General features: G+C 52.7%; 9 protein-coding genes. 5 read left to right on the top strand and 4 right to left on the bottom strand.

The genetic code is table 11. From position 1 onward, the window contains the following. Nucleotides 1–366: 366 nt before the first annotated feature. Nucleotides 367–3,189, top strand: coding sequence for an outer membrane beta-barrel family protein (locus LX66_RS20055; RefSeq protein WP_145716868.1), 2,823 nt, complete (start codon nucleotides 367–369; stop codon nucleotides 3,187–3,189). 27 nt (nucleotides 3,190–3,216) lie between these two features. Here the strand turns inward: LX66_RS20055 and LX66_RS20050 are convergent, their stop codons facing one another. Continuing rightward, nucleotides 3,217–4,014, bottom strand: coding sequence for a GLPGLI family protein (locus tag LX66_RS20050; protein ID WP_145716866.1), 798 nt, complete (start codon nucleotides 4,012–4,014; stop codon nucleotides 3,217–3,219). Nucleotides 4,015–4,172: 158 nt separating this feature from the next. Between LX66_RS20050 and LX66_RS20045 the strand changes: the two genes are divergently transcribed. Next, nucleotides 4,173–5,660, top strand: a complete 1,488-nt coding sequence (locus tag LX66_RS20045; RefSeq protein ID WP_145716864.1) for a sensor histidine kinase — start codon at nucleotides 4,173–4,175, stop codon at nucleotides 5,658–5,660. Nucleotides 5,661–5,683: 23 nt separating this feature from the next. Next, the gene (locus LX66_RS20040; protein WP_145716862.1) at nucleotides 5,684–6,370 is read left to right on the top strand and encodes a response regulator transcription factor; all 687 of its coding nucleotides are present in this window, start codon (nucleotides 5,684–5,686) and stop codon (nucleotides 6,368–6,370) included. Here the strand turns inward: LX66_RS20040 and LX66_RS20035 are convergent. Next, the gene (locus tag LX66_RS20035; RefSeq protein ID WP_145716860.1) at nucleotides 6,336–6,734 is read right to left on the bottom strand and encodes a winged helix-turn-helix transcriptional regulator; all 399 of its coding nucleotides are present in this window, start codon (nucleotides 6,732–6,734) and stop codon (nucleotides 6,336–6,338) included. The two genes, LX66_RS20040 and LX66_RS20035, sit on opposite strands and share 35 nt — an antisense overlap. A gap of 114 nt (nucleotides 6,735–6,848) precedes the next feature. On the opposite strand from LX66_RS20035, the gene LX66_RS20030 reads away from it, so the two are divergent. Both LX66_RS20030 and LX66_RS20025 read left to right on the top strand, forming a co-directional pair. Beyond that, the gene (locus LX66_RS20030) at nucleotides 6,849–7,448 is read left to right on the top strand and encodes an FMN-dependent NADH-azoreductase (protein ID WP_145716858.1); all 600 of its coding nucleotides are present in this window, start codon (nucleotides 6,849–6,851) and stop codon (nucleotides 7,446–7,448) included. A gap of 114 nt (nucleotides 7,449–7,562) precedes the next feature. Next, nucleotides 7,563–8,267: a hypothetical protein gene (locus LX66_RS20025; RefSeq protein ID WP_145716857.1), complete on the top strand. Its 705-nt coding sequence runs from the start codon at nucleotides 7,563–7,565 to the stop codon at nucleotides 8,265–8,267. Between the two features lie 23 nt (nucleotides 8,268–8,290). Here LX66_RS20025 and LX66_RS20020 read toward each other — a convergent pair whose 3' ends face one another. Further along, nucleotides 8,291–9,031, bottom strand: a complete 741-nt coding sequence (locus LX66_RS20020) for a glycosyltransferase (RefSeq protein WP_145716855.1) — start codon at nucleotides 9,029–9,031, stop codon at nucleotides 8,291–8,293. A gap of 190 nt (nucleotides 9,032–9,221) precedes the next feature. Next, nucleotides 9,222–10,499 carry a M57 family metalloprotease gene (locus tag LX66_RS20015; protein WP_145716853.1) on the bottom strand — a complete coding sequence of 426 codons (1,278 nt, stop codon included), beginning with the start codon at nucleotides 10,497–10,499 and terminating at the stop codon, nucleotides 9,222–9,224. Between the last annotated feature and the right edge of the window lie 111 nt (nucleotides 10,500–10,610).

Here is a 10,610-nt window from a genome sequence, read left to right as displayed (position 1 = left end):
ATAGTGTTTCTTTTTAAACGGGCATACGGATTCCAGGACGTTACAAAGACGCCTTAAAAGAGATCTGTTCACAGTTAAGTTATCGGCCTGGTAATGGTTATTGCCAAGTAACGCCACTCGCTTCGGGGCTATTGCGCTATAACTGCGAACGGGTAAATTGTGTAGATGAACAGGTGAAAAGCATGCACCTTACAACAGCAACCGGTTACAATATTTTTTCTTTTTTTTAATATTGTAACCGATTGCGTTATGAATTTACCGATTTAGCATAATCATTAACCTTGCTTAACATTAAAGCAAGGCACGTTAACCTGCTTTTGCAGGCAGCGGAAGTACTTTGTAGCCATTACGAAGTAAAGATCCGCTATGCAAAAGAACTACTTACTACTGCTGGCCTGCCTGTTTACCCTGGCCGCCCATGCGCAGAGGAACGGCTCCGTTAAAGGCACCGTTACAGACACCGTTGCCGGTAAGCCCGTAGCATCGGCTACCGTCACGCTTCTGCAGAAAAAAGACTCCTCCCTGGTCAGTTTTGTCATGACCGGCGACCGGGGCGATTTCGAGATCACCGGCATTCCCTATGGCGAATACCGGCTGCTGGTCACCCATATCAACTATCATGGCAGCAGCCGGTCCGTTACCATCAGCGCAGCGCAGCCGCATGTCAACCTGGACAGGATCCTGTTGTATGACCTGAGCCGGACCCTGGGCGAAGTAGTCGTGACCGGCGAAGCGCCGCCCGTCACGCTGCTGGGCGATACCGTCCAGTACAATGCCGGCTCGTTCAGGACCCCGCCCAATGCCAGCGTGGAGCAACTGCTGAAAAAGCTGCCCGGCGTGCAGGTGGAGAAAGATGGCACTGTAAAAGCGCAGGGACAGGAGGTAAAACGCGTGCTGGTGGATGGCAAGGAATTTTTCGGTACAGATCCCAAAGTGGCCACCAAGAACCTGCCAGCAGACGCCATAGACAAGGTGCAGGTATACGAACGCCTGAGCGATGCCGCCCAACTGACCGGCTTTGACGATGGCAACAGCGAAAAGACCATCAACCTCAAGCTCAAGGAAGACAAGAAGAAAGGCATGTTCGGAAAGGCCATGGCCGGCGCCGGTACGGATGACCGCTATGAGGGACGTTTTAACCTCAATTCCTTCAAAGGCGCCCGGCAGTTTTCCGCCATCGGCCTGGCCAATAATACCAATGCCGAAGGCTTTTCCTTTATGGACCTGATGAGCTTCAGCGGGGAGATGAACCGCATGCGGCAGGGCGGGGGCGGCAACGCCAGCTTTGCCATGAATGCGAACGATCCCATGGCGGCCCTGCTGGGCAACAACAGCAGCAACGGGATCAGGACCGTTTGGGCCGGTGGCGTTAACTACAATAACATCATCGGTAAAAAGACCGATTTCAGCGGCAGCTACTTTTACAATCACTATAATCCTTACCTGGAAAGCACCATCCAACGGGAATATTTTCTGCCCGATTCATCCTATTTCTATAAACAGCAGTCCACCAGCGATAATATCAATGACGGCCACCGCCTGAATCTTACCGCGGATATTCAACTGGACTCCTTTCACTCCATTAAGATCACTTCTTCCGCCGGCTACCAGGAAACGCGTAAGAACGAGTACAGGAACTACCAGACGCTTTCCGGCGATCTGCAGCCGGCCAATGAAGGCTTCAGCGATAACCAGTCCTCCGGCAGCGGCCGCAATTTCCGGAACGATCTGCTGTTCCGCAAGAAGTTCCCGCGACAAGGCCGCACCCTCTCGCTGAGCCTGCAAACCAGCTTCAATAGCACCGAAAGTGAAGGCAGCCTCTTGTCTGTCAATCATTTTTACAACCGGGGCGCTTCCCTGCCGGAATATGATTCCATCCACCAGCGGAACTCCACCTCCGGCAGTCTTAACAGCTACAATGCCCGCGCCGTATATACGGAGCCGTTATTCAAACATTCCCTGCTGGAATTCAGCGTGAGCCGCAGCAATACCAGCAGCAGCTCCGACAAGATCACGTACGACTATAACTGGCAGAACGGCAAGTTTGACCAGTTGAACGAGCAGTTGACCAATAATTTCGAGAATACCTATGCGTATACCAATGCCGGGCTGCGCCTGCGCTCCCAGTATAAAAAGCTCAGCCTCGCGGCGGGGCTGAACTGGCAGCAGGCCGCCCTGGAAGGCAAGGTGATTGCCGGCACGCAGGACTCCGTGATCCGCGAAACCTTCACCAACCTGCTGCCAACCTTCCGCTTCAAATATGATTTTTCCCGGTACCGCCATCTCAACATCAACTACGCCGCTATTACCACCCAGCCGGAAATAGCGCAGTTGCAGCCGGTGCCCGATATCAGCGATCCGCTCAATATCCGGGAAGGCAACCCGGACCTGCAGCCGGAGCTCACACATGCGGTGCAGTTGAGCTATGTTGCCGTGGACCCTTTCCGCAACAAGCACCTGTTCGCCTTTTTCAATCTCCGTCAAACGCAGAACAAGATCGTGGACTATGATATCGTAGACAGCCTGGGTGTGAAACGTACCCGCCCGGTAAACGTGGACGGCATCTACAGCATTACCGGCAATATCCATTGGGGCCTGCCGCTGCGCCCCCTGAACGGCTCAGTGAACTTCAGCAGCAATATGGGGTACAGTAAAACCAAACAGTTCATCAATACGGTGGCCAATACCATCCGCACTTTTACCCTGGGCCCTGCCGTACGCTTTGACCTCAGCCCTTCGGACAAGCTGGACCTCTCGCTGGGCGCGGGCCTGAATTATAACAGCAGCACCTATTCCCTGCAGGCCGCCTATAATACCCGCTATTTTTCCCAGCAGTATGATGCGGATATCAATTGGCAGTTGCCCGCTAACTTTTATTTCAGCACCAGCTTTTCCTACACCGTCAATAACCAGCGGGCGGAAGGCTTTGATGCCGCAGTTCCTTTATGGACGGCCTCCTGCAGCCGCCAGTTCCTGCGCTTTAACAGGGGAGAGCTGAAGCTCAGCGTATTTGATATCCTGGACAGGAACCTGGGCATCAGCCGTACCAGCAACCAGAATTATGTAGAGGATAGCCGGGTGAACAACCTGCAGCGTTTCTTCCAGTTGAGCTTTACCTACAGCCTGAGCAAAACGGGACTGCCGGCAGGTGGGGAGGAAAAGGGAGGCGGGATAAGGATCATGCGATAAAAAAGGGGCGAAAAGCCCCTTTTTCCTTTATCCTCCAATCCGGATGGTATTACCCCTTCCGCCTTTGCGCTGCATTTCCTTCATCAGCTTTTCCCGTTCTTCTGCAAATTCGGCTGCCGTTATTTTCTTTCCTTTGGAGGGCGCCTTGATATCCGACAGGTCCACTGCTTCCGTTATTTCCACCGCCCGGTACACAACCCGGCTGTCGCTGATATCCATGCCCAGTATCATGCCCGGCAGTTGTCCCTGGTATTCGGGGCCTGCGGGTACCGGTATGGCAGGGGTAAACCAGGCAACGATCTGCGAGGTGTCTGCTATCTCCCGGGTTTTCAGTTCACCGTTCTCCATGGTGGTTTCATTACGTTTGCCGATGCGCCGGGCCACCGCCTGCTGGCAGGGGTAGTTGAGAATGGTCATGGTTTCCCCGGTCAGTTTCCATTGCAGCTTTTGAATGCTGTCTGTAACAATATAGTTTTTCGTGCCCAGCTCGCGCTGCTCTGTCATGCGCCCTGCTGAAAAGTCCAGGTAGGTAATGTCATTCGCGCCGGCCACCATGATATTCACGCGCATGCCGCCGCGCTCTTCCCCGGCAAATGCTTCCGGCCTTTCATCCGCTACGGCGCGGCGCAGGGAGCGGTTGTTGCCGAACAGCACTTCCAACTGGTCCGTGCGGGAGCGGGGCAGCATTGGTTGTTCCGCGCCGCCGCCCATCATGTGCATCCGCATCTGTACCGTGCGCTCATATAATACCCTGCCTTGCTTTTGCTGGGCGCTGGCGGTAAACAGTACCAGGCCCATGCCAAACGTAAAGATGATCTTCTTCATGTGATGTGTTTTAGGGAGATAAAGCTATTTCCTTCGCCCCGGAAGGCAGGTTAACGTGGCTTGATTTAATGTTAATTTAGGTTAATACCTGTGCCGCAGCGGCCGGGAAATGCCAGATTTGCGCTAGTATTGCCCTTACAAACCAAACCTTCAGCCTGGTGCGATATAAACTTTCCATACGGGTCACTGTTTTCCTGATCATGTTCACCATCCTGGTCATTACCCTGTTCCAGGCATACTGGCTGCGCAAGAACTACCGGGAGGAAAAAAGACTGTTCAGCGTGCGCGCCGGCATGCTGTTCCGGGAAACGGTGTTCCGCCTGGAAGCCGCCAAGCTGAAAATGGATTCCAACATCAATATACGCGTGCATGAACGGGAGGGGCTGATCAGCATCTCCAATGTGCTGCAGGAAAGGCTGCAGGACTCTGCTCCCGCTATGCGGCCGGCGCGCGCCATGGTAGTGGCTTTTGATGATGCCCGCAGGCCTGGCAGGGACTCCTTCAATGTGGGGTTCCAGGTAACCCGCCGGCGCGCGCGCGAGGAAAGGGTGTTCAATTTTCTGGCAGGGGTGGATTCCCTGCGGGATACCATCACGGTAAAGGAGCTCTCCGGCCGCTACCGGCAGGCGCTGTTGCGGGAGGGTATCAACGTGCCTTTCAGCATACTGGCTACGCCGCTGGATACCAGCGCCCGGGCAGGTCAGCCGCCCTTCCCCGGCGCGTTCCCCGACAACCTGGAGGACTACATGGTAACCGTCGGGTTTACCAGGCCGGTCAGCTACCAGGTGCGGTTTGAGAACAATACCTGGTACCTGTTGCGGCGCATCAGCCAGCCGATCATGGTATCGGTGCTGCTGCTGGGTGTAACTGTTGTATCCTTTCTTTCGTTGTACAGGAACCTCCGGCAGCAGCGGAAGCTGGCGCAGCTCAAGAACGATTTTATCAGCAACATGACGCATGAGCTGAAAACGCCTATCGCCACGGTTACGGTAGCCATTGAAGCCCTGCGGAGCTTTGATGCGCTGGAAGACCCGCAGCGCACCAATGAGTACCTGGATATCTCCGCCAACGAGATGCAGCGGCTGGGGCTGCTGGTAGACAAGGTGCTGAAGCTGTCCATGTTCGAGAACCGGGAGATCGCCCTGAACAAGGAGCGTTTTGACCTGCGGGCCCTGGCCAGGAGCGTAATGGTATCCATGAAGCTGCAGTTTGAAAAGCAACATGCCACCACTACGCTGAAAGCAACCGGCAGCAATTTTATGGTTACAGCCGACAAGCTGCATATGACCAGCGTGCTGTATAACCTGCTGGACAACGCCCTCAAATACAGCAATAAGGACCCGGATATCCTGATCCATATCATTGATCACAAGCAATACCTGGAATTGCGTGTAACCGATAACGGTATAGGCATTGCCAAAGAATACGCGCAGCGTGTGTTCGAGAAATTTTTCCGGGTGCCCAGCGGCAACCGGCATAACATCAAAGGCTATGGCCTGGGCCTCAGTTATGTGTCGCATATTGTGCAGCGCCATATGGGCCGGATCGAAGTGGAGAGCGAGCCGGGTAAGGGCAGCACTTTTTCCGTAAAGCTGCCCTTTGCGGAAACCCCGGCCTTTGCCGCAGCAGCGGCTGCCGGAACGTAAAGGTTTAATAAAATATAGCAAGAATGAGCATTACAGTCCTCTATGTAGAAGACGAGCTATCACTGGGAAAGATCGTAAAGGAAAGCCTGCAGCGCAGGGGCTTTAACGTGATCATGGAGAGTGACGGCGCCCGGGCGCTGCAGCTCTTCAAAGAGACGCAGCCGGCCGTTTGCGTGCTGGACGTGATGTTGCCGAATAAGGACGGCTTCGAGATCGCAGAGGAGATACGCGCTCTTGACCGGGAGGTGCCCATTTTATTCCTGACCGCCAAAACCCAGACGGCCGACCTGGTAAAAGGGTTCACCCTGGGAGGCAATGACTATATCCGCAAGCCGTTCAGCATGGAGGAGCTGATCGTGCGTATTGACAATGTGCTGCGCAGAACAACGCAACGGCCCGCCGGCCCGCCGCTGGACCATGTCAGGATCGGTAAGTTCCGGTTTTATACAAAGAAGCAGGTACTGGCCAATGACCGGGAGGAACAAAAGCTTTCGTACCGGGAAAGCGAGCTGCTCCGGCTGCTGTACGAGCACCGCGATGGCATCATTGACCGTAAGAACATACTGGACCTGCTCTGGGGCCATGACTCCTTTTTCAACAGCCGCAACCTCGATGTATATATTACGCGCCTGCGGGTACGCCTGAAAGAAGATGAGAACCTGCAGATACTGACCATCAAGGGTGTAGGCTATCGCTTTGTGCTGGGCTGAGCTCCCGGCTTTTTTCCATCAGATATTCCCGGTGCTGCAGGCCCCAGTCCCCCAGCGATTTGGTAACCTGCTTCAGCGTGTCGCTGTAGGGCGTTAAAGCATAGGTGACGGTGGCCGGCGATGTATCGTACTCCCTGCGTTCTATAAATCCATTCAGTTCCAATTCCTTCAGCTCTTTGGACAGCACCCTGGGAGTCACATCCTCCAGCGCGCGCTGCAGCTCCTTAAAACGTAATGGTCCCTCAGACAATGCCACCACGATAGGTAGTTTCCATTTGCCGCTCACCGCATAAAGGGCGTCCCTGACGGCGGCAATGCGCTTCAGGCAGTTCTCTTTGGATAGACGTGTTTGCTCGTTTGTCATATTCCGCAATTTAGCTGCTATCCCGCAGGATACCGGTATCCTGCAGGATAGCAGGGTGATCTGCATGGCAAAGTTAGAGAACTTTGCGCCAACAAAAAGATAAACACATAAACCATGAAGAAGATACTGAATGTGATATCCAGTCCCAGGGGAGGGGAGTCCTACAGCATTAAGCTGGCAGACGCGTTGATCGAAAAGCTGCAGGCTGCTTACCCCGGCAGCACCGTACAGGTAAAGGACCTGACCAAAAAGGCGTTTCCCCACCTGGAGGAGGCGCAGATCGCGGCTTTCTTTACGCCGGAGGAGCATCTTACCCCGGAAAGCAAAGCCGCTATCCGGCATTCTGATGAAGCCATTGCCGAAATAATGGATGCGGACATCCTGGTGATCGGCGCACCCATGTACAATTTCAACATCCCGTCTACCCTGAAGGCCTGGCTGGACCATATTGCGCGCAGGGGCGTTACCTTTTCCTACAGCGAGCAGGGGCCGGAAGGACTGGTTAAGAACAAGAAAGCCTACATCGTTATTGCCAGCGGCGGCATCTATTCCGAAGGCATAATGCAGTCGTATGATTTTATAGTGCCTTACCTGAAGGGTATCCTGGGCTTTATCGGCATTACGGATGTAACGGTGCTGCGTGTGGAAGGCGTGGGGCTGCCCAATGTAAAGGATACGGCGTTGGAGAAGGCGGTGAGCAATATAGTGCTGTAACCGTACCGGAAGTAAAAAGAAAAAGCTGGTTGATGCGGATGCTCCCGCATTGACCAGCTTTTTGCTTTTCATAACTGACAGTAAATCAGTATATTTAAGAATAAAACCCGTTAAATGGCCATGTTATTGAACCGGCGAAAAAAGCAGGCTGCTGTTTTTAAGATATTCTCGTTTTATAACAGTAAGGTAAACAGGAAGGTGCCACGTTACCAGCGGAAGGTGTTCAGGAAATTCGGCTTTCATGTGTATCATGTGAAGGATGAAAATTTTAGTCACGGCGATTTTCTGAATCACATATGCCGCAATGTGAAAGACACGCGCTACCTCATCTTCTTTGACATTGACTGCGTGCCGGTAAGCAGGAAGTGGTTCAGCGCCCTGATGGAGGATCTGCAGCAACCCGATACCATTGTGGGCGCGGCACAGACAGCTAACCACCTGCGCGACGGGAAGAACCTGTATGTAGGACCTTTCTTCCTGGCCATCTCCACCGATTACCTGGCCCGGCTCAACTACCCTGATATGACCATGACGGAGGATATGGACGCGGCGCAAAACCTCACGGAGACCATTCGCCGGGAGGGCGGCCAGGTGCGGTTCTGGTGGCCCACGCAGGTGGAAGAGGAAAAATGGGACCTCTATCACCCCGAACATAAAAGATTTGGATTGGGTACCACGTACAATGGTATGGTGTACCACGCTTTCCTCTCGCGGTTTGACCTGGCGGACCGCTTCCTGGTCAGGTGCCGGGCGCTCATGAACTACCGGTATTTCCTGGGTATTCGTTTTCAATGGCCATTTGATAAGCGTGCTTCATGAGCGGCTCCTGAGAATGGGAATGTTTACCAGTCCGGCTCTCCCGCCAGCCTCTTCTTTAGCCGTTTGTACGAGAACCGGGCATACACCCACCAGCCCAGGTATTTTTTGACAAGCGCCGGTTTCTCTGCCTTGAAGGCCAGGTCCCTGGTCCTGGAGGAATATCCGTTCATGTTATAAAGGACGATATCCAGCGGGAGGTACTGCTTTCTGAACCTTGCGTCACCCCATAGCTGTATGTTCAGGGCGTAATCGGCAAATACCTTGTAACGCAGGTTATATGCATGATCCCGGAAAACGGCGGCCGGGTATAGTATAGCCTGATGATTAACACAGTACTTGGCAATGCGGTAGCAGTTGAACCTCCCACCGAGCAGGATGTAGTCAGGCTTCCCGCCGCCATAATACCATGGCTGGCTGTTGGCATAGTAAATAGTGGATGCGTCCTTCAGGCGATTGACCATCTTTTCGAAGCCGGGTAACAGCCGGTCGTCCGCACCTAAAAAGTGCACCCATTTTCCGCGGGCCATGCGGGCTCCTTTATTGAGCGCATCATAGATACCTTTGTCGCCTTCACTGATCCACCTGAGGTTGGGCCATTGCAGTTGTTGTAAAAAAGCCAGTGTGCCGTCAGTGCTGCCACCGTCGATGACTATCACCTCGAGTGATGCTATTTGCAGTTGCCGGATGGAGTCGAGACAGGCCGGCAGGTGCGCTCCCGGGTTATAGGTTGCGATTATGACAGACACCTTCGGGGTATCACTCATGCTCGGACAGATTTTTACTATATAACAAAATGCATCAGGAAAAGTTTGGCAGCCTGATCAGTGGTGTGTGATTGGATCTCGGCGGACGGAACGGACAGCGGGGCCAAAATAAGAAAGGGGGGCAAAGCCCCCCAAATATTTAAAGCCAGGACGGGAAAGAAAATTTAGCGGACAACCGGTTAAACAGCGCCTACTGGGCCGGCAGGCCATACCATGCTATACCTTCCTGTGTCCAGCCGGCATAATCCAGATGAATGCGTGGGTTGGATGTGAAGAGTGTAGATGATTCAGAGACGTTGTAGTACCGGTAAATGGGTATCGTTCCCGAAGTATTGGAAGAATAAACATAAAATGCGGGTCCTGCTCCTACCCGCTGCCAGCCCGGGAATGACAGAATATTAGGATCATTGGGATTAGAAGAAAAAGTATGATCTCCAACACTGTTATTTACATATTCATATATGGGAGTAGTTCCTGACGCCGGGTGTATAAAAGCCCGGAAGCTGAAACCAATATATGTCCAGCCTGAATAAAAAAGCTGGTAATTCGCATTTGTGGTTAACGCTCTGTCCTGCCTGGACCCGCTAAAGAATTCATAAATCGGTTGTGCCCTTGGTACATGGCTGGTGTTATATAGGTAAGCCAGGGCCAATACATCATTGGGGAGAAAAGACCTGCTTTGTCCGGTGGAAGAACATGCTAACATGAATGACTGTGCCTCTGCACCTGTTGGTGTGCCAGGTATATGGATAGCGCCCACCACGCTGGGACCTTCATTCGCATAGTCACCTCCGCAGCTATAGGATCTATCCATATAATCGGTATGCCTGAAACCAATGGCATGGCCCAGCTCATGCTGAATAACAGATGCCGTCCATGCAACATTTGCTGTTGACGTAAAATGGTAGGTGTTCAGGTTTATAAATGCGGCAGGATTTCCGGTGGAGGATGGAAACCCTGAGGCCACATCTGTACGTGAGCTTCCTGAATAGCCAAGCAGGCCGCTTACCTCATAAAAGCCCCTGAGCGTAATATCTGCTGTGCCGCTCACGCGGGTAAAAGTCAGGTCCAGCCGCAGGTTGTTATAGCGCATAATGGCTTCATCCAGGGCCTGTACAATATTAGCGGTCATGTTGGAAGCTGCGATAGTGATAGTACGTGGAAACCCCGTTACCAGGTTGGTAGTCCGGTACTGTTCGGTTTTTGCAACATTCAGGACGGGGCTTTTATCAAAATTCTTCTCCAGGTCCGCTTTGGCAATAAATATATCATGCTCTACAAGATACCCCTCGCCATAGGGTACAATTGATGATGTATCAAAGCCCATTTCCTTTATCTGGGCTGCTACGGACGTGGGAACAGGTTCGACTGGCTCTTCTTGCGGAGTCGACTCCTTTTTACAGGAAAACATAGAAAAGATCACGAGGCCTGTAATCCACGCGATTTTCATGAGGGGATTTTTGATCATGTGTGTTCGGTTTTACTTGGGTTAAACTAATCAGGGTTTTATTACTAATACTAAAATTGAGTTAACAGTAACTTCTATGAAGCGGTAAATTTAATAAAGAAAATCGATTCC

The organism is Chitinophaga japonensis (assembly GCF_007830125.1).
Taxonomy (GTDB): domain Bacteria; phylum Bacteroidota; class Bacteroidia; order Chitinophagales; family Chitinophagaceae; genus Chitinophaga; species Chitinophaga japonensis.
This window is presented reverse-complemented; position numbering and strand designations above follow the sequence as displayed.